Raw genomic sequence first — 24677 nt, 5'->3', positions numbered from 1 at the left:
GCTGCCTACACCAACGGGTTGATGTCATACAGATAGGCACGACGGAATTCGGTATGCGCCGGGCTGAAACCCAAAGGCTTGTTAACGGTCAGATCCGCTACCAGAGCGCCAATCCATGAGGCGGCAATGCAGGAATAGGCAATAAGCGTAAAGGTGATGGTCTGGTGAATACCCTCTTCCATCAACACCAGAGCGATAGTGACATTGAACAGCACCCATACAACCCGTCCCGGATGGCTATGCGTAAGGCGCGAGAAAAAATTCGACCATGCGATCGACCCCGCATAGGCGTTGGTGATGTTGATCTTGATCTGCGAGACCATGACAAAGCACGCAGATAGTACCAGAGCCAGCATCGGGTATGTGGTCACATTGGAAAAAGCCAGCAGATACATGACGGTGGGCTGCACTGCATCTGCCGGTGTGCCGCCCACATGCAGCACCAGCCATGCTAGAAACGAACCCGCCAGAATTTTACCTCCGCCAAATACAATCCATCCCGCTCCGCCAAACAAGAGCGCCAGCACCAGCGCGCCCGACTGGTCATGCCCGATGTAGTGGGCGGCGGCAGAAAGCGCAGATAATCTACCTGCTCGCCAATCTGAGCCACGACAGAAAACATAACGGAAGCCGCTGCTCCAACGGCCATGAGACTAAGCCCCGGGGTGCCATCAAGCCCCCCAAAGCGGGTCCATTCCATTACCAATGCGTGGCCATTGCCTGAACGCGCCAGAAAAACAAAAGGTAGAAGCTGCAGACCCAGCCAGAGAGGGAGAGTCCAGAGGTGAAACTGGCTGATAAAGCGTATGCCATTAGCCACGATCGGCACCACCAGCACGGTGGCGATGATATAGCCAAACCAGAGCGGGATGCCGAAGCACGCCAGCAAAATTTTGGCTAGAATGGCACCTTCAATGGCAAAAAAGATGAATGTAAACGAGGCATAGACCAGCGATGTAATGGTGGAGCCGACATAGCCAAACCCGGACCCTCGTGTCAGCAGGTCAATATCCACTCCCCCCTGTGTCGCGTAAAACGATATGGGCAGGGCAGTCAGAAAAATCAGCACACAGGTCAGCCCCAGCGCCACTGCGGCATTTGCAAAGCCGTAATGGACCGTTGTGACGCCGCCGATCAGCTCGAGTGCAAGGAAGGAAACACCGCCAAAGGCCGTGTTTGCAACCGTAAGGGAGGACCAGCGCCTAGCCTTGCGCGCGGTAAAGCGCAGGGCATAGTCTTCCAGCATCTCGTTGCCGACCCAGCGGTTATAATCCCGGCGGATCGGAAGGATACGTTGGCGCATGCTCTATATGCCGCTTTCGTGGTGGAATGGAAGTGTGTCATTTTTGTTTCGTTTACGCAATAGCATACATCGAATGGGCAGGGCTATGCAGGCGGGTACGTCGTTCGACGTATAACAGTTTCGACCTCGTAACTGGAATTCTGTGCGCATCAGGTAGCGGACATACTCTGCCGCCACAGGAAAGACAGGTGCGACATGGTAGAGAAAAAGACAGGTATTTTCGGTATACAATCAAATCGCCGACAGATTCTCAAAGGCCTCGCGGCACTTCCGGTCATGGCTGGCCTGCCACGGCTTGCGCAGGCCGCGTCAGCCACATCCGCGGTCAACACCACAGGCCTTGCCGTTACCGATGATACGGTAACAGTTGGTATCCTGCATTCCATTACCGGCACCATGGCTATCAGCGAAACGGGTTCGGTCGAAGCCGAAAAACTTGCCATTGCCCAGATCAACGCATCGGGTGGGGTGCTGGGTCGCCAGATCAAGGTTGTGCAGGAAGATGGTGCATCCGACTGGCCTACCTTTGCGGAAAAAGCCCGGAAACTGCTTGAAAACGACAAATGTGCTGCCGTTTTCGGTTGCTGGACATCTGCCTCGCGCAAGGCCGTTCTACCCGTATTCGAGCAGTATAATGGCATGCTGTATTACCCCACTTTTTACGAAGGGCTGGAGCAGTCACGCAACGTCATTTACACCGGGCAGGAAGCAACGCAGCAGATTCTAGCCGGTCTGGACTGGGTCAGCCGCGAAAAGAAAGCCAAAACCTATTACCTTCTGGGTTCGGACTATATCTGGCCGCGCACAGCTAACAAGATTGCGCGCAAACATATCGAAGGCCACCTGAAGGATTCCAAGGTTATTGGTGAGGAATACTTCCCCCTTGGTCATACCCAGTTCAATTCCGTCATCAACAAGATCAAACTGCACAAGCCCGATGTGATTTACGCCATCATTGTCGGTGGCTCTAATGTCGCCTTTTACAAACAGCTCAAGGCGGCCGGTATCGACCTGAGCAAGCAGACCCTGATGACCATTTCCGTGACCGAAGATGAAATTCTCGGGATCGGGGGCGAAAACATCGCCGGGGCCTATGCCTGCATGAAATATTTCCAGAGCCTTGATAACCCCGCCAACAAGGAATTCGTTGCCGCATTCAAGAAAATGTGGGGCGAAAACAGCGTGATCGGCGATGTTACACAGGCCGCCTATCTGGGTCCGTGGCTATGGAAACTGACCGTGGAAAAAGCAGGCAGTTTCGACATCAATAAGGTGATAGACGCCTCACCCGGCGTGGAATTCAAAAACGCCCCCGAAGGGTATGTGCGTATTCACCCCAACCACCATCTGTGGAGCCGCACTCTTGTGGGTCAAGCCCGCACCGATGGTCAGTTCAACGTGATTTACCAGACACCGGATCTGATGGAGCCCAACCCCTTCCCCGTTGGCTACCAGTAAGACTGGCGCGACTGATCTGACATCATGAGAAAAATTCCTGTTCTTTCGCCATCGGGAGATCGCGTTCCATGCTGATGGGCTATTCATTCAGCGATCTTGGCTCCATCCTGGTCATGCAGGGTTTTGCCGGATTGATCATGTTTTCCGTCTATCTGCTGATGGCGCTGGGGCTGGCGATCATTTTCGGGCAGATGGGTGTCATCAACATGGCCCATGGGGAGTTCATGATCCTCGGGGCCTACATGACCTATGAATGCTCCCGGCTGTTCAGTGCATATATGCCGGGATTGTTCAGCCTGTATTTCTTTGTCGCAATCATTGTTTCATTCATTGTGCCGGGCCTGCTGGGCATGGCGCTGGAGTGGTCGCTGATCCGGTTTCTTTACAAGCGTCCACTGGACACATTGCTGGCTACATGGGGCATCAGCCTCATGCTCCAGCAAGCGTACCGCTCCATTTTCGGTGCGCGTGAAGTGGGTGTGAACCTGCCGGAATGGATGATGGGGTCTACCCACCTGTCTGACAGCATCGAAATTCCCATCAACGGCATAATTGTCATGGGCATGACGCTGGTTATTACGGCCGGGGTGTATCTTCTCCTGTTCCGTTCAGGCTGGGGCAAGCAGGTGCGTGCGGTCATGCAAAACCGTGCCATGGCTGGTGCGGTGGGTATCAATACCGAGCGGGTTGACCGCATGACCTTTGGTCTGGGTTGCGGCATTGCAGGGGTAGCCGGGGCCGCCTTTACCATGATTGGCTCCACCAGCCCCACGGCCGGTCAGCTCTATATTGTAGATACGTTTCTGGTCGTGGCATTTGGCGGAGCACAAAGCCTCACAGGCACCATTGCTTCGGCCTTCAGTATTTCACAGACCCGTTCAATTCTGGAGTTTTTCCTGAGCGGTTCCATGGCGCAGGTCATCGTGCTGCTGAGCGTTGTCATCATTCTGATGCTCCGCCCGCAGGGTCTGTTCGTTCTCAAAGTGCGGCGGTGAGGAAAGATCATGAAATCGTTATTACGTGACAGGAAAACCGCGCTCTTTGTTCTGGTTCTCGTAGCCATTCTGGCCGTTATCCTACCTTTGGTACTTGAACCGTTCAGGCTCAACCTTGTTGGGAAATACCTGACCTATGCTTTCGTGGCACTCGGGCTGGTCTTGTGCTGGGGCGATGCGGGTATTCTCAGCTTGGGACAGGGTATTTTCTTCGGCCTTGGCGGTTACTGCATGGCCATGTTCCTCAAACTGCAGGCCTCCACACCTGAAGCAACCAAGATCCAGTCCACACCGGGTATTCCCGACTTCATGGACTGGAACCAGATCACAACGTTGCCGTGGTTCTGGCAACCGTTCCACAGCCTTGCATTTTCGATTGTGGCGGTCGCAGCCGTGCCTATGCTGCTCGCACTCATCATCGGCCTGTCCATGTTCAAGCGCCGGGTTGGGGGAACGTATTTCGCCATCATCACACAGGCCATTGCCTCAATCCTGACGATCCTCATCATCGGGCAACAGGGGTATACGGGGGGTGTCAACGGTATTACCGACCTGCGCACACTTAACGGCTGGGATATTCGCACCGATCACGCCAAGCTTATCCTGTATTTTGTCACCATTGCCCTGCTGCTGGTTTGTCTGGGTGGCGCGCATTTCATCCGGTGCAGCAAGCTAGGGCGTATTCTGGTGGCGATGCGTGAACGCGAAGATCGGGTGCGGTTTTCAGGCTATGATGTCGCCAGTTTCAAAACCTTCGTTTTCTGCTTTGCCGCGGCCATGGCGGGGATTGGCGGTGCCATGTTTACCCTTCAGGTGGGGTTTATGTCCCCCAGCTTTGTCGGGATCGTGCCATCTATCGAAATGGTTATTTACTGCGCGGTAGGCGGCCGCACATCCCTTCTGGGCGTCATATACGGCACCCTGTTGGTAAACTGGGCGCGCACGAGCTTTTCAGAAACCATGCCGCAGGTCTGGATGTTCGCCATGGGGGCATTGTTTGTCTTCATTGTTGTGGTGCTGCCTGGCGGGCTTGCCAGCCTCTACCGCACCTATCTCGACCCTTATATCAGCCGCCTGCTTGGTTCGTCATCCAAAGCACCGGTTCACGCTGGCAGGGAGGCCGATCATGCAAACGGGTAATGAACCTCTTCTGTCCGTCACAGACCTCACGGTTTCCTTCGATGGGTTCAGGGCAGTCAACGACCTATCCTTCTCCGTTCGTGAGGGCGAGCTGCGGGTCATAATCGGACCGAACGGAGCAGGCAAAACTACCGTTCTGGATCTAATCTGTGGGCGTACTCGTGCCACTTCAGGCTCCATCCGTTTCAAGGGCACGGAACTGACACGCCTGAAAGAACATGAGATTGTGCGAGCAGGTGTCGGCCGCAAGTTTCAGAACCCCTCGATTTACGAAGACCTGACGGTGTTCGAAAATCTGGAAATTTCCTACCCCAAAGGGCGGGGTATTATGGGGTCTCTGATCTTCCGCCGGGATACGGCAGTGGTGGAGCGGGTCAATGAAGTCGCCCGCACCATTTTTCTGGACGACCAACTTGACCGCCGTGCTGAAGACCTCAGCCATGGGCAGAAGCAGTGGCTGGAACTGGGCATGCTGCTCATTCAGGATCCTGCCCTGCTGATGCTTGATGAACCTGTGGCCGGCATGACCGTAAGCGAACGTGTCAAAACAGCAGCATTGCTGAAAGACATTATCCGAACACGATCGGTTATCGTGATTGAACACGACATGGGGTTTGTTGAGGAAATTGCCCATCAAGTCACGGTTTTGCATCAGGGCCGTATCCTGTCCGAAGGTTCCATGGAGCATGTCAAGAACGATCCGCGCGTTATCGAGGTGTACCTTGGCCACTGAAAAAGACAACGCAATGCTTGAAATCTCTCAGCTCCGGGTCTGCTACGGCGAGAGCGAGGTGTTGCACGGGGTGGATATGACTCTGCGCCCGGGCGAGATTGTCGCCATCATGGGGCGCAACGGCATGGGCAAAACCACACTCATGAAATCACTCATCGGGATGGTTCCGGTGCGTTCCGGTCATATCGCGCTGGATGGGCAGGAAATCACAAATCTGCCCAGTTACCAGCGCGTAGCTGCCGGACTGGCTTTTGTGCCGCAGGGTCGCATGGTGTTTTCAGCCATGACCGTGCAGGAGAATATTGAAACCGGCCTGTTTGTGCGGGGTGGGAAAACTGTTCCCGAGAACCTGTATACACTTTTCCCGGTTCTGAAGGAAATGCGTACACGCCGGGGAGGCAACCTGTCAGGCGGGCAGCAGCAGCAGCTTGCTATTGCCCGCGCTCTGGCAACCCGCCCCAAAGTGCTTTTGCTGGATGAACCAACTGAGGGCATCCAGCCATCGATCATTCTTGAACTTGCCCGCACGCTACGGCGCATCCGCGATGAAATGGGTCTGACCATTCTTGTGGCCGAGCAGGTGCTCAGCTTCGCGCTGGATATCGCGGATAGAGTTCTAGTGATCGAAAATGGACAGATTGTCCATGAGGATAGCCGCGCCAATGTGGATGAAGACCGCATAGCTCGCTTCCTTTCTGTTTAAACCGTAAACCATAAGGACATGACAATGCCTGAAACACTCGTAAAGGTTGACCTGTCTCAATCCGCCTATGAGAACGAAAATGTTCATAACCGCTGGCATCCTGATCTGCCCATGGTTGCAACGGTCAAACCGGGCGATGACTTCATCCTTGAATGTTATGACTGGACTGGCGGTTTCATTAAAAATAACGACTGCGCAGATGATGTGCGCGATGTTGATCTGAGCATCGTGCATTTCCTCAGCGGCCCTATTGGTGTGGAGGGGGCTGAACCGGGCGACCTGCTGGTGGTTGACCTGCTGGATATTGGAACACTGAAAGAGAACCCATGGGGTTTTAACGGATTTTTCTCAAAAACAAATGGTGGCGGCTTTCTGACCGACCATTTTCCTGAAGCCCGTAAATCCATCTGGGATTTTGATGGCCTGTTCACTCAGTCACGGCATGTACCGGGGGTGCGCTTTGCCGGGCAGCTTCATCCCGGCCTGATAGGTACCCTACCCTCTCCAGATCTTCTGGAAACATGGAACCGGCGTGAAACCGGGCTGATTGCCACCAACCCGACCCGCGTGCCGCCTCTGGCCAACCCGCCCCATGTGCCCACAGCCCATATGGGCCGCCTGAAAGGTGAAGCCCGGGCTGATGCCGCAGCAACGGGTGCTCGCACGGTTCCTCCGCGTGAGCATGGTGGCAATTGCGATATCAAGGATCTGACACGCGGCGCACGGGTGTTTTTTCCCGTTTATGTCAACGGGGCAGGTCTTTCCATGGGCGACCTGCATTTTAGCCAGGGGGATGGTGAAATTACTTTCTGTGGCGCGATTGAAATGCCCGGCTGGGCGCATCTTCGTGTCAATCTCATCAAGGGTGGTATGGCAAAATACGGAATCAAAAATCCGATTTTCAAACCTAGCCCGATCCGACCTGTCTACAATGACCATCTGATATTCGAAGGTATTTCGGTGGATGAAACCGGTCAGCAGCATTACCTAGACTTCAACGTAGCCTATCGTCAGGCCTGCCTGAATGCGATCGAATACCTCAAGAAATTCGGCTATACGGGGGCTCAGGTTTACAGCCTTTTGGGCTCAGCACCTGTGCAGGGGCATGTCAGCGGGGTCGTGGATATTCCCAACTCCTGCGCCACATTGTGGATACCGACGGAAATCTTTGACTTTGACATCAACCCCGGCGCGGATGGCCCCAAAGGCGGCATCGCACCCGGCACTGATGTGCCCATGTCACCCGATCTGTAAAAGGATTGCACATGCCACTGTATGATTACGAATGCCCGGACTGCGGTTCGTTCTCGCTTATGCGGGGCATGGAGCAGTTCGCCACGCCGCAGGAGTGTCCCTCCTGCGGCAAGGTGTCACAGCGGATGATAACGCTACCTGCGCTGGCCATGATGCCACAGGCCCGGCGCAATGCTTTCGCTACGAATGAACGCGCATCCCATGAGCCTCGAAAGGTCTCAGGGCGACATGGTCCAAACTGTGGGTGCTGTCGCCAAAAAACACCCCTGACAGCACAAAGCGTTTCGGCGGCAAAGGTGTTTCCCTCTAAACGACCGTGGATGATAAGCCACTAAACTGCCCCATGCTCAGGCCCGTATCGGCCACACATAAGGAACGAGGCAATGAAACCGTACGCGCGCCTGAACTGGAAAAGAACACTATGGCCATACCTATGCCTGACACTGCTAGTTGCGGGGTGTCATCCGCTCCCGGAACAGAACAAGGTTCTCGAGGTTTCAGTGGATTATGACACTCTCGATTGCCGCCATCTACTTGGAGAGGACGTAAAAACCTCCGACCAGATCGCAGCGCTGGGAGAAGAAGACCGTTTAGCCGATGAAGCACCCCTGCCAACAAAGGGCGGCAATAACTTCGGGCAGGTAACCTTCTCTCCCGTGAAAACATTCGGTATTGCTGGATCATCCGAACAGACAAGTGCGCCCAATACTGCCCCACAGCGTAGTGCTCAACGAGACCACCTGCACGCACAGCTAAGGCACATTCAAGCAGTCGAACACACTCGAGGCTGCCGCGTACAAGGACAGTAAGATCTGGAGGGTATAAGAACCCTCCTCCCCTTTTTTGGAACTTCATGGATGCCTTACAAACAGGCACAATCAATGTGGGACAGTCTCTTTTTGCCCTCACCAGAAACACAACTATTGATCATGAAATTAGCATGATTAACTCATCATTATTTATGATGTATCACTCAATTACCCTCTGCATTTTGCGTTTTGAGGAATATATTCACAATAGAATTATTGTCAGTTTCACCACTGATAGCCTGCATCAATATCTCACTACCCAACTGCTGCAATGACAGGATACCATCTGGTTTTATTATTTTTATTTTGTTAACATTATGATCATCATTCACTAGAGATATGATTTTTGTGTTTTCTCCACAAACCTCTTTGGCAGCTAACAGGACAAAAGCATTATCAGAGTCATTTTCCATTAGTGATATAATATATTTTGCTTGCTTTGCTCCTGCCTCACTCAACGTATCAATAGAACTTGGATCACCCTCAATAACATCCATTTTTTCGGTGAAAAAACCTTTCTCTCCTGCTCTGCAAACAGCCGTTATAACAATGCCGGATTCTACAAATTTTCGACACACACCCTGCGCGAAATATGATGCACCAATTACTATGCAGTGGTTATTTCTTGTCACTTTTGCCATCTTTCCCTGAAGGATTTTTTTAACATTATTCCTAACCATAGTGCCCGCAATGGATGCAACCGACGCTGCAAAAATTGTAATCCCGAATATAATTACAGTTACAGTAAAAATTCTCGCATTGTCACTTACTGGAACAATATCCCCGAAACCAACAGTCGACATACATACAATAACAAAATACACTGCTTCGTATATGTTTAGAATATGCGGTGAGAATTGATCCCCTAGATAGAGAACACCTAGAGAACCATACACTAATAGCGACACGATACTTAATAAAGAAAATAAACTAATTGTCCCCAAGTTGTGTTTATAAAAATCCCTCCAAACAAATAATAAATATATTATTGTGCCAATTAAATAAAGCAAATCCATTGAGTGTGTTTTGCTTATAAAATAATCTATAAAAGATACACAAAAAAGTATCGAAACAGATGAAAACCACGCCAGTCTTGTTCTGAACAATATTATAAATGATATTAAAAATAATACTATTCCCATAAAAAACCGCGGAATATCCAGCAACCCCATAAAAATAATGGCATCATGCCATGAATAATTTTGGTTTCCTTCAGAAATAAAATTCCTGAAACTTTTTAATAAAAATGGCTTAACCATTAAATAAGAATCATGAAATAATAGCAAAGATGCAATTAAAGCCCTTAGCAAGGGACTTTTAATTGGTAAGTAATTAAAGAATTTTATATTTTTAAAAATTCGCATATTAAGGACATTCACCTTGCGCTTGATGCGCATCGCTATGTGAGGGATTGAATAAGAAAGACATTTTAACCTCGCCTTAATCTACTCACATAGAAGGTAGTCATTTTTCTGCACCCACCACAGAAAATCACTCAGTTTTTATGCGGTATAGTAGATAGGATGGCAAGTATCTTACAAACCAGTTGAACCTAGAGGGTTCTGTTTTGAGGCTTTCCCGTGATTGCATTTCTCCTTCATTGATTGAGGACGATGGATGATGAGGCAGGCTGGCTTCTTTGGTCTGAGGCTTTCAGATCACTTGCCGGATGCGCCAAAACGGACTGGCTGTTCCGCCGAGCGTCTCACACAGACGGGTGCGATCGATGGTCTGTTCAATCGCTAAGGCGCAACCCTGCGGAACGTGGGTTACCTACCGATGTCAGGTCTGAAACTGGGTGCTACCCTCGTCGCGGCCCCAAAGCAGCGCAACACGAACGCGGAGAAGACGGATTTGCGTGACGGGCAAATCCCACAGGACTGGACGACAAGCCCACAAAGCTGTCCCACAAGGACAGGCATGAGTGATGGACGCTGAAGTTCACGAAAGCAAAGTGCCAGGTAGACGGGACGATCCCGTCCACGGATATCGCCATACCGTTCTTTGGCTAGAAGTCGCACATCTCCATCGACCGGAAGTTCAGGTTGATCCGCAAATGGAAGACGACAGAGGCGGCTGCCAGTGATAGCGCCAGACTGCACGAGGGCCTGCTGGATAAAACACTGGCCCACTGTCGGACCAAGCACATCGTTACGGAAAGCAGCAGAACGGCTATCAAACGCACCAGTGCGAAGATTGCAAACAGGCTTCACGCGGTCTTGCCAAACCTCTGAATCACACTCTCCACTCAGCATCAAAGTTATAGACTCTGGCCCTAACCAAGAGCTGAACGCGTAAAAATTTTACGCGGGAGATACCGCCCCTTCCCCTTTACCGCTCTCAAATCACCCTCGTGCCAGACAATACGGCTATTGGCGATGGTTGTACGGGCCGCCCCGCGCAGGTTCATACCTTCGTAAAGATTATAATCCACATTCTGATGGTGGGTTCTCGCGGAAATTTTTCTTTCCATATGACGATCCCACAAGACCAGATCTGCGTCCGCACCGGGAACGATAGTTCCTTTACGCGGATACAGACCGAAAATACGTGCAGCATTTGTGGAGGTCAGAGCTACAAACTGTTCAGGACTAAGCCGCCCTGTTTCCACACCATAGTGCCATAACACACTCATGCGATCTTCCACGCCCGGTGTTCCGTTGGGGATACGGGTAAAGTCGTCACGTCCTGCCTCTTTCTGCCCGGCACAGAAGCAGCAATGATCTGTGGCTGTTGTCTGGAGTTGCCCTGACATCAACCCGCCCCACAACGCCCCTTGATGCGCGCGCGGCCGAAAAGGAGGCTCATGACATGTTGTGCGGCTTTCAGCCAGTCTTTGCAGTCATAGACACTGTCATCAAAAACAAGATGCTGGGGCAAAACCTCACCATAAACTGTCTGCCCCCGCAGGCGGGCCTGAGCGATAGCCTCGGTTGCCTGCCGGGTAGAAACATGCACGACATAAATGGGCGCACCAACGAGTTCCGCCAGCATGATGGCGCGGCCCGTTGCCTCGCCCTCCACCTCAGCAGGGCGCGACAAGGGATGCGCATCTGGCCCCATACGCCCCTGAGCCCGGAGCTGCTGCTGCATATAGGCAACGGCATCGCCATTTTCAGCATGAACGGTGCACAATGCCCCCAGTTCGGCCGCACGCTTAAGTGAGCGTAAAAAGTCCTCGTCCTCCACCATCAAGGCATTTTTATAGGCCATGAAATGCTTGAACGAACTGACACCACACTCCTCGACCAGAATGCGCATTTCCTCGCCAACCTGTTCGCTCCAGTGTGTAATCGCAACATGAAACCCATAATCGCACAGGCCTTGGCCGCTTTCTCCCGCCATGACCGCCAGGCAGCCAGAAGCGATTCCCCTCTGTCTGGTATGACAAAATCCAGAATACTGGTGGTGCCGCCCGCAAGCCCTGCCGCCGTGCCAGTAAAAAAGTCGTCGCTGGCAACGGTTCCCATGAAAGGCATTTCCATATGGGTATGCGGGTCTATGCCTCCGGGCATGACCAGCAGCCCTCCGGCATCAAGAACCTCATACCCTGCTGGTGTATCCAACGGGTCGCCCACATAATCTATCCGGCCATCGGCTCCACACAGAACATCAGCCCGCATGCTGCGTTCCGCTGTCACAACCGTTCCACCGCGAATATGCAACATATGCGCCCCCTCTCTCCTGCACCTACAGCTCTAACGGCTGCCTGATCCTGTTATATCCTTTATTTTATATCGATACCGTATTGTTTATCTGACTAAATGGTCAATACTCTTTGTCAGCAGGAATCGATGGGGCAAGGACAATGTTTGACAGCAAATCCGCGGATCAGAATGACCCAGCCCTGACAAATGACGACCTATCACCCTCGGCCCTGCGCACATGGGCCTGGAAAGACTATCTGTTTTTGTGGATGTCAAACATCCACAGTGTCGCAGGTTATGTCACAATCGGCAGTTTTCTTATGATCGGCCTGCCGGTTACACATATTCTGGCCGCCATGATGGCGGCCATTATCATCGTTCAATTGGGTTGCAACCTCATAGCTGGCCCCAGTATGGTCTCGGGCGCTCCCTTTCCCGTCGTAGCCCGAATGGCATTTGGGGTTTATGGCGCTGCCGTGCCTGCCACGATTAGGGGCTGCATCGCCATTGGCTGGTATGGTATCCAGACATGGCTTGCCTCAAACGCGCTCGTCATTCTGGTCATAGCCCTCCATCCCGCTTTCAGCCCACTTGCCAATGCCAGTCTGCACGGCTTTGCCGGGCTTTCACTGATAGGCTGGGTAGCATTTCTTGCTGTCTGGGGGCTACAGATCACCATATTTTGGAACGGCATGAACGCCGTACGCCGCTTCATAGACTGGGCTGGTCCTGCAATTTATGGAATGATGATTGTTCTGGTCCTATGGCTTTTGTCCCGAACTGGCTGGCATTTTCCTGCAAGCTTACCGGTTGCAAAAACCGCTTCATCTCTTGGTGGCATGCTGGATATCATCACAATGGTCGTGGCGTATTTTTCGCCGATCGTTCTCAATTTTGGTGATTTTGCACGCTACGCTTCCAGCCCCGATTCTGTACGAAAAGGCAATTTCCTTGGGCTTCCGCTGAATTTCCTTGCCTTTTCCCTACTCAGCCTGAGCAGTATCAGCCTGACACTCCCGGTTTTCGGGCAGTTACTGACAGACCCGGTCGAGACCATTGCACGCCTCGACAACACGACTGCTTCTGTTATCGGCATTATAACATTCGTCATTGCTACGGCTGGCATCAACATTACCGCCAATTTCGTCTCTGCCGCTTTTGATTTTTCCAGCCTTGCCCCACAAGCACTATCCTGGCGCAAAGGGGGCCTGCTGGCCGCCACAGCCGCCATAGGTATTACGCCGTGGAACCTTTATGCACGCCCCGAACTTATTCACCTGACACTGGACATACTGGGGGCGTTCATTTGCCCGCTCGCCGGCATTGTCATTACGGATTATCACATCATCCACAATAAGCAGGTCGACATACAGGCTCTCTACAGCGCCCGCCCTCAGGATATTTACTGGTATTCCCGCGGCATCAACCCGCGCGCGCTCATAGCACTGGCCGGTGGAACAGCCGTAAGTATTATGCTGATCTTCGCTCCTGTATGGCCAGTTCTGGCCAGCCTGTCCGAACTCACAGGCCTAGGCGTGTCTGTCCTGCTCTATCTGCTGCTCAGTTTCCATCCGGCTTTTGCAGGCAGGCGGCATTGACCAGTTGCAATATCGCCTCTGTGCCGTTTTCAAAATCAGCCTGAGTCAGACGCGCACGCCCCAGCAAGGTAGCGTACTGAACCTGCATATCCGCGTAAGACTGTGTCATCGCCCAGAGCAAAAACAGGAAATGCACCGGATCGGCAATCTGGATCAGACCTTTTTCCTGCCATACCTTAAAAACCGTGACACGGTTGGCAACATGCTCGCGCATGGTTGTTTTAAGGAACCCCCGCACATGCCGCCCACCTGCAAGCAATTCATGCATGAACAGACGCGATGCAGCAGGGTGCTTTTGCGAAAATGCCATTTTTGAGAGCACATACTGTCTCAATCCTTCCGCAGGATCCTGTTCCGCCGAGAGGTGCAATTCGGCATTCGCGAGCCAGTGCCCAAGCACACGCTCCAGCGTTGCCTTATAAAGTTTTTCCTTGGTGCTGAAATAATAAAGGACATTCGCCTTAGGCAGCCCACAGGCACGGGCGATATCTTCTATCCGCGTGCCAGATAACCCATGGACAGAAAATACCTTTTCCGCGGCATCCAATATCTGTTTTGAATTATTGCGCCGCGGAACACCCGGTTCTTCTGATGTTTTTTTCTGTTTGGTCATATCGCCGGGGCAGTCTTTCACATGGAGGTTGCACCACCTTTACGGCTATAGCACAGCCATTCACACGCAAAAGACCAGCCGGTATGTTTTATTCCCGCCACTCAGGCGTAATCAGGCACCACGACTGAAACGAGCATCCGCCGCCAACAGGGCCGCCAACAGCACATTGGCACCTTTTTCGGCATCCTCCTCAAGAATGCTTTCTTCTTCATTATGGCTCAAGCCGTCCTTGCAGGGCACGAAAATCATGGCGGTTGGCGCTACACGAGCGATGTAACCCGCATCATGACCGGGGCCAGACACTATCTCACGAGCAGAATAACCAAGCTGGTCCGACGCGCGCGCCACAATTTCTATGCAGGCTGGATCGAAAGGTACGGCGGGTGCATCCCATATACGCTTCACATCCAGCAGCACCCCGCTTTCCGCCGCTAGGCGCTCCAGATCACCCATCAAGGCTTTTTCCATGTCGACCACGAATGCATCTTCAGGGTGACGGATATCGATCGTGAAAAAGACCTCTCCCGGCACAACGTTACTGCTATTCGGGCGGTTCTCAACAAGGCCGACCGTACCAACTGCCAAAGGCGCATGCTGCATCGCCACATGTCTGACAGCCAGAACCATGCCTGCCGCAGCCACAAGAGCATCGTGCCTCATTGGCATGGGCGTGGAGCCCGCATGCGCCTCCCTGCCCCTGAGCGTAACCTCGTACCACCGCGCGCCCTGAATACCGCGGACAATCCCGATGGTATGGCCTTCCGCTTCCAGAATGGGGCCTTGCTCGATATGGAGCTCAAAATACGCTGTCAAAGGGTGCTGGCCACACGCTCCGCCCCTTTGTAGCCAATAGCCTGCAGGGCATCGCCAAAGCGCAGGCCAGCACGATCCTGCTTTTCCAGAACCTCGTGCTCGGTAAAAACACCCGCGAACACGCCAGAACACATCATGGGAGGCGAGAACCGCGAGCCTTCCTCGTTCGTCCAGCAGACAAGCTCCACCGGGTGGCGGGTTACATGCCCGGCCATGTGTAGGGAGCGTAGCACCGCAAGCCCGCCCAGCACACCCAGAATACCATCGAAGCGCCCCCCTGTAGGTTGCGTATCAAGGTGGCTGCCCATGGCCAGTGGCGGCAGGGTATTATCTTGCCCCGGCCTACGGGCAAAAATATTGCCCATGGAGTCATATGAAACCACGCAGCCCAGAGCCTCGCAAGCACTGACAAACCATTCCCTGACCTGCCTGTCCTCCTCCGTCAGGGCCAGACGACGTATCCCGCCCTTGGGGGTCGCTCCAAAACGCGCACTGTCCATCAGATCGCGCCACAGGGCGGCACCATCCACCCGCAAATTATCACCCTGCCCACGGGGGCCCGCCCCCTGCACGGTCCTGTCCTGTTGTGTCATGTTCACCTCTCCCCTCATACGCCGTGAGCTACTGAGCAGCCTGCTAGGCGCTCTGCACTGTGTTCGTATTCACGCCATGTCACGTGCCCATCGACTGGTTGCGGCTGCATGGTGATGCACTCCGCAACAGGGCAGACATGAGCACACAGATTGCACCCAACGCATTCACTCTCAATGACATCGTACCGGCGCGCACCGGACACGCCACCAACAGCAATGGCTTGATGCGAGGTGTCCTCGCAGGCGATATGGCACAGTCCGCAGCCCACGCAGCGTTCCTGATCGATATGTGCTATGGTTCTGAACTTCAGGTTGAGCGTGTTCCATGGCACATAATTGCGCACCGCCCGCCCGCTCAGTGCGTGGATATCCTGATAGCCCTTTTCATCCATCCACGCGGACAAGCCGTCTATCATGTCTTGCACGATACGAAAGCCGTAATGCATGGCCGCCGTGCAGACCTGCAGGGCAGAGGCCCCCATAGCCAGAAATTCCGCTGCGTCGCGCCATGTTTCAATACCACCCATGCCAGAAATAGGCAGGTGGGCCAGTCCGGGATCCCGCGCGATTTCCCCCACCATACGCAAGGCAATAGGCTTGACGGCCGGGCCACAATAGCCACCATGCGTGCCCATACCATCCACAACCGGCATAGGCGCCATCTGGTCTAGATCGACCCCAATAATGGACTGCACCGTGTTGATGAGGGAAACGGCATCCGCCCCGCCACGTAAGGCCGCGCGCGCAGGCATGAGAATATCCGTTACATTAGGAGTGAGCTTCACGATAACTGGCATGCGGGTAAACTGCTTGCACCAGCGCGTCACCATTTCCACATACTCGGGCACCTGCCCTACCGCCGCCCCCATATTGCGTTCGGACATGCCGTGAGGACAGCCAAAGTTCAGCTCGATGCCATCGGCCCCGGTTTCCTCAACAATGGGCAGTATGGCGCGCCAGCTTTGCTCCTCGCATGGCACCATAAGGCTGACCACCACGGCCCTGTCAGGATAAGCGGCTTTGACTGCCTTGATCTCGGCGATGTTGACCGCAAGTGGCCGATCTGAAATCAGCTCGATATTGTTAAACCCGATCATTTTCCGGCCATGATGGTGCAGCCCACCATAACGGGAACTGACATTGACCACCGGCGGGTCCTCTCCCAGTGTTTTCCACACAACGCCGCCCCACCCTGCCTCAAACGCCCGCTTGACGTTATAGGCTTTGTCCGTTGGTGGCGCGGAGGCCAGCCAGAACGGATTGGGAGAACGAATACCTGCAAATTCTGTTTTCAGATCAGCCATGTTTTTCTACTCCCGGTCCTGACCAAAGGCGGCGTGAATGGCCTGTGCCGCATCCCGGCCATCACGCACCGCAGCCACGGTCAGGTCCATACCCTCCGTACAGTCCCCTCCTGCATAAACACCCGGCAGGCTTGTTCTGTATTGATCATCCACAACAATGCGCCCGTTACGCATGGTTACATGCATCGCAGAGACCATGCCGGGGTCCATGAGTTGCCCTACGGCAGTCAGCACCATATCGGCCGGAATAACCTCTCGTCGTGGAGCCTGATCATGCTGCCCCAGCGGTGTGTGATCAAACGCCACTGCGCTCAGAACACCATCTTCGTGCATGATCTTTACCGGAGACGACCAGAAACGCACGCTCACGCCATTGGTCTGTGCCCATTCTCGCTCGGCCAGTGTGGCGGACATCTGTTCCGGCCCCCGGCGGTAAGCCAGTGTAACACTATCTGCCCCCAGCCTGCGTGCCTGCACCGCTGCATCGACCGCAGTGTTACCACCGCCGATCACGATCACACGCCGCCCTACGGGAATATCCGACAACACTTGCGTGCGGATCTGCTCAATAAACGCAAGCGCATCCATTACGCCGGGCAGATCTTCGCCCTCAATTCCAACTGAACGGCTCTTGCCCAGACCAAACGCCAGAAACACTGCATCATAATCCTGACGCAGCGTATCCAACGTAAAATCAATGCCGAGACTTTTTCCGCCCTCGAAGACAATGCCACCGATCGACAGCAGAAACGCAACCTCGCGTGCTGCAAAATCATCGGCCATCTTATAGGCGGCCACCCCGTACTGGTTCAGTCCGCCGGGGTGCCCGTGGCTGTCAAATATGCTCACATCATGCCCATGCAAAGCCAGCCGGTGCGCGCAGGCCAGCCCGGCTGGCCCAGCCCCTACAACAGCCACCCGCCGCCCTGTCGGCTCAGCACGGGTAAAAGGCTGACTGCCCTGAGCCATCTGCCAGTCCGTAGCGTATTCCTGCAACGCGCCAATCCGCACCGGTCGGCCATTTTCTAGCAGGTTATGAACGCATTTCTGTTCACACAGGATTTCTGTTGGACAAACACGCGCGCAGGAGCCCCCCAGAATATTGGCCTCCAGGATAATACGGGCAGCCCCACCCGGATTGCCATTACCAATCGCGTTTATGAAGCGCGGAATATCAATGGATGTCGGGCATGCCTGAATACAGGGCGCATCATGGCAATAAAAACACCGTTCCGACTCCATAACGGCCTGCATCGGCGCAAGAGGTGGAGAAGCCTGAGCGAAATTGCTCCGTAGTTCCTCATGATCAAGCCTACCACTAGCAATATCCTGTTGCAGCATGTTGTCGGCACCTCATGATATTTTGGTTTCGCAATGGTATGACCATCAAACCGACACGCGCAATATTTTTCTGACCATCCAGTCAGTTTTCATACGCGAACGCGAGACCAACCCACAGAATTTGTCTGGATGGTCAGAAAAATATTGCGAATCCGAAATATGCAACAGTATGCTGCCTGCACGGAGCGCCACAGGACGCCTCAATCCCACCAGGAGGAACAACCCCGGATGGTTATGGTAAAAACCGGCAATGGCCTGCGCCCCGTCGGCAAGGCTGGGCTGGACGTCAAACAGCTAGCCTTTGAGCAGATTCCTGTCATTGACTTGGCCGGCATGTTTCTGCCCGACCCTCAAAAACGCCACGATGTCGGCCGCGCTGTCAGAAAAGCCTGTACAGAAGTAGGCTTTTTCTATGTCCGAAACCATGGCGTGTCCCAGCAAACCCTGTCAGACTGTTATGAACGCAGCCGCCAGTTTTTTGCCCTACCTCTTCCAGAAAAAAACCGTATCCATATCCGCAACTCGGCTAACCATCGCGGTTACGGCCCCCTGCTGGAAGAAAACACAAACCCAGAATCACTAGGCGACCTGCACGAAGCCTTCGACCTAGCCTGCGACATTCCTGCAAGCGACCCTGACGTGCTAGCCGGAAAATCTCTCTACGGCCCCAATCTCTGGCCTGACGAGCCCAAAGATTTCAGAAATACGGTCATGACCTGCCATGCCGCCCTGATCAGGCTGGGGCATGTTATTTTCCGTACTTTTGCTCTCGCCCTTGATCTGGAAGAAAACCATTTCGAGCAGTTCATACACAAGCCGCTGGCACATATGCGTATCCTACGCTACCCACCGCAGGCTGGTGCTATTGATGAAAAGCAGATTGGAATCGGTGCACATTCTGATTACGAGTGCTTTACCATTCTCCACCAGAATGGAGAATCTGCCCTTCAGGTGCTCAATGCCAACAAGGAATGGATCGCAGCTCCCCCCATTCCCGACACCTTCGTGATTAATGTCGGCGATATGATGGCACGCTGGACCAACAACCTGTTCTGCTCCACCTTGCACCGCGTTATCAACCAGTCCGGAAAAGAGCGTTACTCCATGCCGCTTTTCTTCGGGCCGGATTACGATACCCTCATCAGCCCTCTGGCTTCCTGTGTTGACGAGGCACATCCTCCTCTGTTTCCCGCCATAGGCGCAGGCGCATATATTCTTTCGCGTTTTGATGAAACCTATAGCTACCGACAGAACGAAGACTGATACGCTCCCATCCAGCGCCCTTTCCCCGAAGGAACTCCTTGGCATGAAAGTCGAAGCAACAAGCAGCGCGGCCGTTCTTCAAAGCGTTTCCCCCGATTTGCAGACCATGAAAGCAGATCGGGTTTTCTGGAGCCATTTTGCCCCTAACCTCGCTCCTTCGGCATGGGTGATCGGTATTCTGGTCGTCAGTCTCGGCCTGACGGGCTGGACGGGTATTATGGTGCTGCTACTAGGCAATATCATGGGGTCCCTTCCAGTGGCGCTCTGCGCGTCATGGGACCGAAAACAGGCCTGCCACAAATGGAAGCCTCTCGCTTTTCATTTGGCAAAACAGGCAAAAGGCTGCCCGCCTTCATCAACTGGGCCAACTGCGTCGGGTGGGATGCGGTCAACAACGTACCATCCGCACTGGCTTTCATCCTCCTGCTCAGGATGGTGGGCATCCCCGCTCCTTTCTGGCTTGCCCTTGGGGTTCTTGCCTTTATCCAGTTGCTGGCCAGCATGGGCGGACATGATTTTGTACAGACTATCGAGAAATATCTCGGCTGGGTTCTCATGGGAGCGTTCGCCATTGTAGGGGTGATCGCGGTCACACATTCTGCTACCCCTTCCGGCACAGGGGCCACCAGTAGCGCCGCTTTCGCGGATATTATGGTCGGGTTGGGCGCTGTCAGTAGCTTCAACATGGCGTGGGCGGCCTATGCGTCCGACTATACGCGCTATGTCCCACCCGCCACGCCTGCAAAACGTATCTTCTGGCTGACATTCCTCGGCACGTTCCTGTCCTCTTTCATTATGGAAATGTTCGGCCTGCTGACCGGGGCTGCTATTCAGGACCCCTCGCCCGATGCCCTGATTCACGCCTTGCAGGCATGGTCTGGCCCACTCGCCCCGCTGGCACTGGCGGCTGTCGCTTTTTCTTCCGTCGCCATCAACGCAGCCAATGATAACACCGCCGCCTATGCGCTCATTTCCGCAGGCATTCATGTCAACCGCATGCTTAGCGCCGTAGTAACAGCGGGTCTGGGCTATGTGCTGGCCGTCATGGGCGAAGGGCGGTTTGTCTCCCTGTATGAAAACTACCTGCTGCTCGCCCTTTACTGGATCGCGCCATGGTGCGGCATTGTGCTAGCAGACTGGTACTGCCGCCCGGCCAACATCAAGGCCGAACGCAGCAACGCGCTCCCAGGCTGGACAAGCAGCGCAACGGTATTTGTGGCCGTAACCACGCTGACAATCTCGCTATTTTCCTCCACACCTCTTTACACTGGCCCAATCGCTACCGTGCTGAACGGGGCTGACATCGGTTATCTTGTCGGCTTCTTCCTCGCCGGGGGCCTGCAGATCTGCATACTCCGCCGCCGTGCTGCTGCCCGGCAGAACTGAAACAACAGGATACAGCCATGATTGACCTCCTGCTGCGCAACGCCACCCTGCCTGACAGCACACCAGCGGACATTGCCATTCATGATGGAAAATTCGTTTCCGTTGGTAAGGGCTTTACCGGCGATGCCGCACAGATGCTTGATCTGGGCGGGCACCTTGTCTGCCCGCCATTCGTGGATAGCCATTTTCACCTTGATTCTACCCTCACCTCAGGCTGGTGCGACACAACGCCAGCGGCACCCTGCTGGAAGGCATACAAATCTGGAAGGAAACGAAAACACTCCTGACAGAAGAAAATATTTACCAGCGCGCACGCAAACTGTGCGAAATGGCTATCACACAAGGCACGCTGGCTATCCGCAGCCATGTCGATATCAGCGACCCAAATCTGACCGCAGTGCGCGCACTACTACGCCTGCGCGAAGATATGAAACCCTGGATGACCATCCAGCTTGTCGCCTTTCCGCAGGATGGCTTTTTACGCATGCCCGCCGCACGCGAGCTGCTAGTGCGCGCACTGGACATGGGCGTTGACCTTGTTGGGGGTATTCCGCATTACGAACGCACGATGCAGGATGGAGCAGCATCAATCGACGACCTGATGCGCCTTGCCGCGGACAGGGGCCTACCCGTTGACATGCATTGCGATGAAACCGATGATCCATCTTCCCGCCATGTCGAAACTCTGGCGGCTGCCACTGTGCGCTTCGGGCTACAGGGTCGTGTTACGGCCTCGCACTTAACCTCCATGCACTCCATGGACAATGCCTATGCCGACAAGCTGATAAGCCTGATTGCCGAAGCAGGCATGGGAGCCGTGGCTAATCCACTGATCAACATTACCCTGCAGGGCCGCTATGACACCTACCCCAAGCGCCGCGGCATGACCCGCATGCCCGAACTGCTACGCGCAGGCGTTCCCGTCGCTCTGGGTCATGATTGCGTCATGGACCGTGGTACCGTCTGGGCAGCCACGATATGCTCGAAGTCGCTTCCATGGCTGTCCATGTCAGCCAGATGACTGATGAACAGGGCCTGCATGACTGTTTCAACGGTGTAACGCAGACAGCCGCCCGCATTCTTAACCTGCCAGACTACGGCCTCGCCCCCGGAAACCCAGCTAACCTTGTAGTTTTGCAAGCGCGCTCAGCTATAGATGCAATCCGTCTGCGCCCTGCCCGTCTGTACGTCCTGCGTCATGGCCGCATACTCTCTCGCACAGAGCCACGCCTGAGCCATCTCTACCTTACGGAAGAAAAGCTGTTCGATCTTTCGGATGTATGATGGAACAACTGAATATAGAGGAAACCTGCCTCCGAAGTTTCAGGACTGTGCTGGAGTCATGCCTGCACAGTCCATATCGCTCCTGTAAGACGAGCCGCCGTACATCCTGCAGCAGGGTATCTCGCACTGTGCAGCAGATACAGCCATTGGTCATTCCAACCAGTTTTTCACCAGTACACGACAGGTTACTGCCCCCCTACATACCAGATCGACATCGATATTGACCTCGTTCATGTCGATGTTCGTTTTTCCTTCAGAACCGCGTTGGGTTCGAGTGTCGCCATAAGCAGCGACCGGATCGAAGGTCTTGTGCGTCTCGTAAAAGACGAGTTCAGCCGGTGACGCCGGAATACCTTCATCAGCAGAGAAATCGACACGCCCGTAAAAACAGCTACGATATCCCACGTGGCAGTTCGCCCCGGAACCCGCCATGCTAACGCGCAACTAGACCGCATGCTGATCGTTGCCGATAGGCAAACCCGCTCGTCGTGCCCTTGCGCCACAGGCACTGGCTGCTTCGGCTCCAGTAATGGGTCTCGTGGCTTTCAAGCCTGAGGACAAGAACCTCGGCATTCATCATGCCCACCATCAGGACATCGCCTCAAACGTCGAGATGCGGCCGGAATAGAGAACCAAACACAGGAGCCTGACTGAAACAGTCGCTCCTATTTACGCTTGCAAGCCCCGAAAGCGAGTTGGGGACATACCCATCAGGCCGGCAAAAGCTTTTGCAAATGCACTAAGCGATGTGTAGCCAACACTGGCCGCTACATCTGTTACACGTTGCCCTTCGGCTAGCAGGGTTGCAGCGTGAAAGAGACGAGCCTGTATGATCCAGTCCTGCCATGTCATGCCGGTTTCCTCGTTAAAATGGCGACGAAAGCTGCGTTCTGACATTCCTGCATGATGCAGCATCAGAAGCAGATTTGCCTGACCGGGGCTGACAAGGGCCGCTTGCATAGCGCGCATGATAGACGGATGCGTGGCTCGCGGCAGAGTGAAAAGCCGGGCTGTTTTCACCTGCATCTGCTCCATGCAGAGCAAGCCTAGAGTATGAAAAAAACTCTGAGCAATCGGATCTTGCTCCGCTGAGCCTGATTGCCAGCACAGGGTGTAAAGCAGCATCTCTTGCAACATTGTCGTTATAGGAAATGTCTGGATATGCTCCGGGCCAGCATGCGGAAAATATACAGGATCAAAAAAGACGGAAACGCCATCCAGATCACGGATCATGGTCCGGTGTCGTGTTTCTGCCGGAATCCATATGGCATGTGCAGTGGGCAGCAAATGATGACCGTCAGGACCTTCAATCTGTGTCGTGCCACGTCGTGCATAGGTAATCTGGTGGCATGGATGGGCATGCCAGTCGTAAAATATGGCGGAAGACGGGTTGCGATATGCAAAGCCGGGCTTCCCCGGACCATCCAGCCTGTTCTCGACAAGAATAGTTTGTGTTTCTATGGCTGTCAGATTTTTCATTGGCCGATATTCGCTTATTTATGGCCGCATGGCGTTAGACGGCCACCTGCCCTTTCCTTACCCTGAATGGACAAGGAAAGGAATAAAGATGTCTGCCTCACACACACCACATGATGCTCAGATCGTTGCCCAGTTTACACGCTGGGCAAAACCATTTTCTGAGTTGGCCATCCACGCGGAAAATGAAAGTATGGCACAAACACTTGCTGCCTGCGCAGTGAGTAAAGACATGAAAGTACTTGATGTTGCTTGCGGCCCGGGAATTGTCGCCTGTGAACTGGCCCGTATTGGTGCACACGTCACGGGCATCGACCTGACACCCGCCATGATCGAACAGGCCCGTCTGCGTGCAGACAACATGGGCGTGACAGTGGCGTATCATATTGGCAATGCTCTGCATTTACCATTTCCAGCGGACAGTTTCGACCGGGTTGTGACACGGTACAGTTTTCACCACATGCAGGACCCAGCAAAAGTTCTGGCAGAAATGGTACGCGTCTGTCGCCCCGATGGCCGGCTTATTGTGATTGACGCAACCCCGGCACCCGAATGTCAGGCAGGATATGATCGGGCAGAAACACTCCGCGATCCCTCACATACAAGTGCCCTGACACTGGATCAGTTACTGTCACTCGGAAATAAAGCGGGGCTGTCACCTGCTATGATACATCAATATCGCCTTGAGTCTCATCTGGAGGATCAGGTCGCGCCAGAGGACTGGACTGCTCTGCAAGCAATGTTTGCAGAGGATATCGCAGGCGGTCAGGATCGTCTGGGCATGGGAGCATGGCAAGATTCAAACGGGATCCATTTCTATTTCCCTATCTCAATCGTGTCATGGAGCAAAACATGAGCGGGGAGATACTCGCTTGCCCTTAAGAAAAACTATCCGTCAACACGCCTGTCTGTTGCGATAAAACGCGCAGACAGGCAACTCCCATCCTCATAATAACCATCGTGC

General features: G+C 53.9%; 19 protein-coding genes and 6 pseudogenes. 14 read left to right on the top strand and 11 right to left on the bottom strand.

All coding sequences use genetic code 11. The features are described 5' to 3' along the window. Positions 1 to 5: 5 nt before the first annotated feature. Positions 6 to 527: a hypothetical protein gene (locus JCM25143_RS23035; protein WP_234394829.1), complete on the bottom strand. Its 522-nt coding sequence runs from the start codon at positions 525 to 527 to the stop codon at positions 6 to 8. Beyond that, entirely contained in the window at positions 452 to 1303 is an 852-nt protein-coding gene (locus tag JCM25143_RS23030) for a purine-cytosine permease family protein (RefSeq protein ID WP_234394828.1), read from the bottom strand. Before JCM25143_RS23030 ends, JCM25143_RS23035 begins: the two co-directional genes overlap by 76 nt. A gap of 276 nt (positions 1304 to 1579) precedes the next feature. Here JCM25143_RS23030 and urtA point away from each other — a divergent pair, with 276 nt between their 5' ends. The 7 genes from urtA (at position 1580) to JCM25143_RS21190 (ending at position 7921) form a co-directional block, all read left to right on the top strand. After that, the gene (urtA, locus tag JCM25143_RS01145) at positions 1580 to 2761 is read left to right on the top strand and encodes an urea ABC transporter substrate-binding protein (protein ID WP_234394827.1); all 1182 of its coding nucleotides are present in this window, start codon (positions 1580 to 1582) and stop codon (positions 2759 to 2761) included. Between the two features lie 68 nt (positions 2762 to 2829). After that, positions 2830 to 3756 (top strand): urea ABC transporter permease subunit UrtB, encoded by a 927-nt coding sequence (urtB, locus tag JCM25143_RS01140; RefSeq protein WP_025859735.1) that lies wholly within the window; start codon positions 2830 to 2832, stop codon positions 3754 to 3756. A gap of 9 nt (positions 3757 to 3765) precedes the next feature. Beyond that, positions 3766 to 4896 (top strand): urea ABC transporter permease subunit UrtC, encoded by a 1131-nt coding sequence (urtC, locus tag JCM25143_RS01135; protein ID WP_025859734.1) that lies wholly within the window; start codon positions 3766 to 3768, stop codon positions 4894 to 4896. Then, positions 4883 to 5629: an urea ABC transporter ATP-binding protein UrtD gene (gene urtD, locus JCM25143_RS01130; protein WP_025859733.1), complete on the top strand. Its 747-nt coding sequence runs from the start codon at positions 4883 to 4885 to the stop codon at positions 5627 to 5629. The genes urtC and urtD overlap by 14 nt, the downstream gene beginning before the upstream one ends. A gap of 13 nt (positions 5630 to 5642) precedes the next feature. Further along, positions 5643 to 6332, top strand: coding sequence for an urea ABC transporter ATP-binding subunit UrtE (gene urtE / locus JCM25143_RS01125; protein ID WP_025859732.1), 690 nt, complete (start codon positions 5643 to 5645; stop codon positions 6330 to 6332). 24 nt (positions 6333 to 6356) lie between these two features. Beyond that, a complete protein-coding gene (gene fmdA, locus JCM25143_RS01120) occupies positions 6357 to 7586 on the top strand; it encodes a formamidase (protein WP_025859731.1) in 1230 nt (409 codons plus the stop codon). A gap of 11 nt (positions 7587 to 7597) precedes the next feature. Continuing rightward, on the top strand, positions 7598 to 7921 hold the full coding sequence (locus tag JCM25143_RS21190; protein WP_035370283.1) for an FmdB family zinc ribbon protein: 324 nt from the start codon (positions 7598 to 7600) through the stop codon (positions 7919 to 7921). Positions 7922 to 8559: 638 nt separating this feature from the next. Here the strand turns inward: JCM25143_RS21190 and JCM25143_RS21185 are convergent. Then, positions 8560 to 9774: an NAD-binding protein gene (locus tag JCM25143_RS21185; protein ID WP_234394826.1), complete on the bottom strand. Its 1215-nt coding sequence runs from the start codon at positions 9772 to 9774 to the stop codon at positions 8560 to 8562. Positions 9775 to 10030: 256 nt separating this feature from the next. On the opposite strand from JCM25143_RS21185, the pseudogene JCM25143_RS21180 reads away from it, so the two are divergent. Beyond that, positions 10031 to 10518: pseudogene (locus JCM25143_RS21180) on the top strand (IS5/IS1182 family transposase); the annotation flags it as partial. A gap of 152 nt (positions 10519 to 10670) precedes the next feature. On the opposite strand, the pseudogene hydA reads toward JCM25143_RS21180, so the two are convergent. Then, positions 10671 to 12063, bottom strand: a pseudogene (gene hydA, locus JCM25143_RS15700) (dihydropyrimidinase). Between the two features lie 140 nt (positions 12064 to 12203). Here hydA and JCM25143_RS01105 point away from each other — a divergent pair. After that, positions 12204 to 13640, top strand: coding sequence for an NCS1 family nucleobase:cation symporter-1 (locus tag JCM25143_RS01105; protein ID WP_025859729.1), 1437 nt, complete (start codon positions 12204 to 12206; stop codon positions 13638 to 13640). On the opposite strand, the gene JCM25143_RS01100 is transcribed toward JCM25143_RS01105, so the two are convergent. The 4 genes and pseudogenes from JCM25143_RS01100 to JCM25143_RS01085 form a co-directional block, all read right to left on the bottom strand. Next, positions 13603 to 14253 carry a TetR/AcrR family transcriptional regulator gene (locus JCM25143_RS01100; RefSeq protein ID WP_025859728.1) on the bottom strand — a complete coding sequence of 217 codons (651 nt, stop codon included), beginning with the start codon at positions 14251 to 14253 and terminating at the stop codon, positions 13603 to 13605. The two genes, JCM25143_RS01105 and JCM25143_RS01100, sit on opposite strands and share 38 nt — an antisense overlap. Before the next feature lie 111 nt (positions 14254 to 14364). After that, positions 14365 to 15659: pseudogene (locus JCM25143_RS15695) on the bottom strand (M20 family metallo-hydrolase). A gap of 14 nt (positions 15660 to 15673) precedes the next feature. Beyond that, positions 15674 to 16963, bottom strand: a complete 1290-nt coding sequence (gene preA, locus JCM25143_RS01090; RefSeq protein ID WP_025859727.1) for an NAD-dependent dihydropyrimidine dehydrogenase subunit PreA — start codon at positions 16961 to 16963, stop codon at positions 15674 to 15676. A gap of 6 nt (positions 16964 to 16969) precedes the next feature. Beyond that, positions 16970 to 18304 carry an NAD(P)-dependent oxidoreductase gene (locus JCM25143_RS01085; RefSeq protein WP_025859726.1) on the bottom strand — a complete coding sequence of 445 codons (1335 nt, stop codon included), beginning with the start codon at positions 18302 to 18304 and terminating at the stop codon, positions 16970 to 16972. Between the two features lie 228 nt (positions 18305 to 18532). Here JCM25143_RS01085 and JCM25143_RS01080 point away from each other — a divergent pair, with 228 nt between their 5' ends. From JCM25143_RS01080 to JCM25143_RS15685, 4 genes and pseudogenes are all read left to right on the top strand, one after another. Further along, a complete protein-coding gene (locus tag JCM25143_RS01080) occupies positions 18533 to 19567 on the top strand; it encodes an isopenicillin N synthase family dioxygenase (protein ID WP_025859725.1) in 1035 nt (344 codons plus the stop codon). A 43-nt stretch (positions 19568 to 19610) separates the two neighbouring features. Further along, positions 19611 to 20953 (top strand): annotated as a pseudogene (locus JCM25143_RS15690) (purine-cytosine permease family protein). Between the two features lie 17 nt (positions 20954 to 20970). Further along, positions 20971 to 21240 carry a hypothetical protein gene (locus tag JCM25143_RS25495; protein WP_456303589.1) on the top strand — a complete coding sequence of 90 codons (270 nt, stop codon included), beginning with the start codon at positions 20971 to 20973 and terminating at the stop codon, positions 21238 to 21240. Positions 21241 to 21281: 41 nt separating this feature from the next. Continuing rightward, a pseudogene (locus tag JCM25143_RS15685) lies at positions 21282 to 22237 on the top strand (cytosine deaminase). A gap of 73 nt (positions 22238 to 22310) precedes the next feature. Here JCM25143_RS15685 and JCM25143_RS23025 read toward each other — a convergent pair. The 3 genes and pseudogenes from JCM25143_RS23025 to JCM25143_RS01060 all read right to left on the bottom strand — a co-directional run. Beyond that, a pseudogene (locus tag JCM25143_RS23025) lies at positions 22311 to 22474 on the bottom strand (GTP-binding protein); the annotation flags it as partial. Between the two features lie 196 nt (positions 22475 to 22670). Next, entirely contained in the window at positions 22671 to 22826 is a 156-nt protein-coding gene (locus JCM25143_RS23020) for a phosphoribosyl-AMP cyclohydrolase (RefSeq protein WP_148299966.1), read from the bottom strand. 80 nt (positions 22827 to 22906) lie between these two features. Next, entirely contained in the window at positions 22907 to 23470 is a 564-nt protein-coding gene (locus JCM25143_RS01060) for an AraC family transcriptional regulator (protein ID WP_234394825.1), read from the bottom strand. A gap of 142 nt (positions 23471 to 23612) precedes the next feature. On the opposite strand from JCM25143_RS01060, the gene JCM25143_RS01055 reads away from it, so the two are divergent. Then, entirely contained in the window at positions 23613 to 24569 is a 957-nt protein-coding gene (locus JCM25143_RS01055) for a class I SAM-dependent methyltransferase (protein WP_234394824.1), read from the top strand. Positions 24570 to 24677 lie beyond the last annotated feature (108 nt).

It is taken from the genome of Acetobacter papayae JCM 25143 (assembly GCF_000613285.1).
Taxonomy (GTDB): domain Bacteria; phylum Pseudomonadota; class Alphaproteobacteria; order Acetobacterales; family Acetobacteraceae; genus Acetobacter; species Acetobacter papayae.
This window is presented reverse-complemented; position numbering and strand designations above follow the sequence as displayed.

Coding starts and splice junctions, on each gene's coding strand:
- JCM25143_RS23030 (WP_234394828.1), bottom strand. CDS start 1,303: ATGCGCCAACGTATCCTTCCGATCCGCCGGGATTATAACCGCTGGGTC.
- urtA (WP_234394827.1), top strand. CDS start 1,580: ATGGCTGGCCTGCCACGGCTTGCGCAGGCCGCGTCAGCCACATCCGCG.
- urtB (WP_025859735.1), top strand. CDS start 2,830: ATGCTGATGGGCTATTCATTCAGCGATCTTGGCTCCATCCTGGTCATG.
- urtC (WP_025859734.1), top strand. CDS start 3,766: ATGAAATCGTTATTACGTGACAGGAAAACCGCGCTCTTTGTTCTGGTT.
- urtD (WP_025859733.1), top strand. CDS start 4,883: ATGCAAACGGGTAATGAACCTCTTCTGTCCGTCACAGACCTCACGGTT.
- urtE (WP_025859732.1), top strand. CDS start 5,643: ATGCTTGAAATCTCTCAGCTCCGGGTCTGCTACGGCGAGAGCGAGGTG.
- fmdA (WP_025859731.1), top strand. CDS start 6,357: ATGCCTGAAACACTCGTAAAGGTTGACCTGTCTCAATCCGCCTATGAG.
- JCM25143_RS21190 (WP_035370283.1), top strand. CDS start 7,598: ATGCCACTGTATGATTACGAATGCCCGGACTGCGGTTCGTTCTCGCTT.
- JCM25143_RS01105 (WP_025859729.1), top strand. CDS start 12,204: ATGTTTGACAGCAAATCCGCGGATCAGAATGACCCAGCCCTGACAAAT.
- JCM25143_RS01100 (WP_025859728.1), bottom strand. CDS start 14,253: ATGACCAAACAGAAAAAAACATCAGAAGAACCGGGTGTTCCGCGGCGC.
- preA (WP_025859727.1), bottom strand. CDS start 16,963: ATGGCTGATCTGAAAACAGAATTTGCAGGTATTCGTTCTCCCAATCCG.
- JCM25143_RS01085 (WP_025859726.1), bottom strand. CDS start 18,304: ATGCTGCAACAGGATATTGCTAGTGGTAGGCTTGATCATGAGGAACTA.
- JCM25143_RS01080 (WP_025859725.1), top strand. CDS start 18,533: ATGGTTATGGTAAAAACCGGCAATGGCCTGCGCCCCGTCGGCAAGGCT.
- JCM25143_RS25495 (WP_456303589.1), top strand. CDS start 20,971: ATGATTGACCTCCTGCTGCGCAACGCCACCCTGCCTGACAGCACACCA.
- JCM25143_RS23020 (WP_148299966.1), bottom strand. CDS start 22,826: ATGGTGGGCATGATGAATGCCGAGGTTCTTGTCCTCAGGCTTGAAAGC.
- JCM25143_RS01060 (WP_234394825.1), bottom strand. CDS start 23,470: ATGATCCGTGATCTGGATGGCGTTTCCGTCTTTTTTGATCCTGTATAT.
- JCM25143_RS01055 (WP_234394824.1), top strand. CDS start 23,613: ATGGCGGAAGACGGGTTGCGATATGCAAAGCCGGGCTTCCCCGGACCA.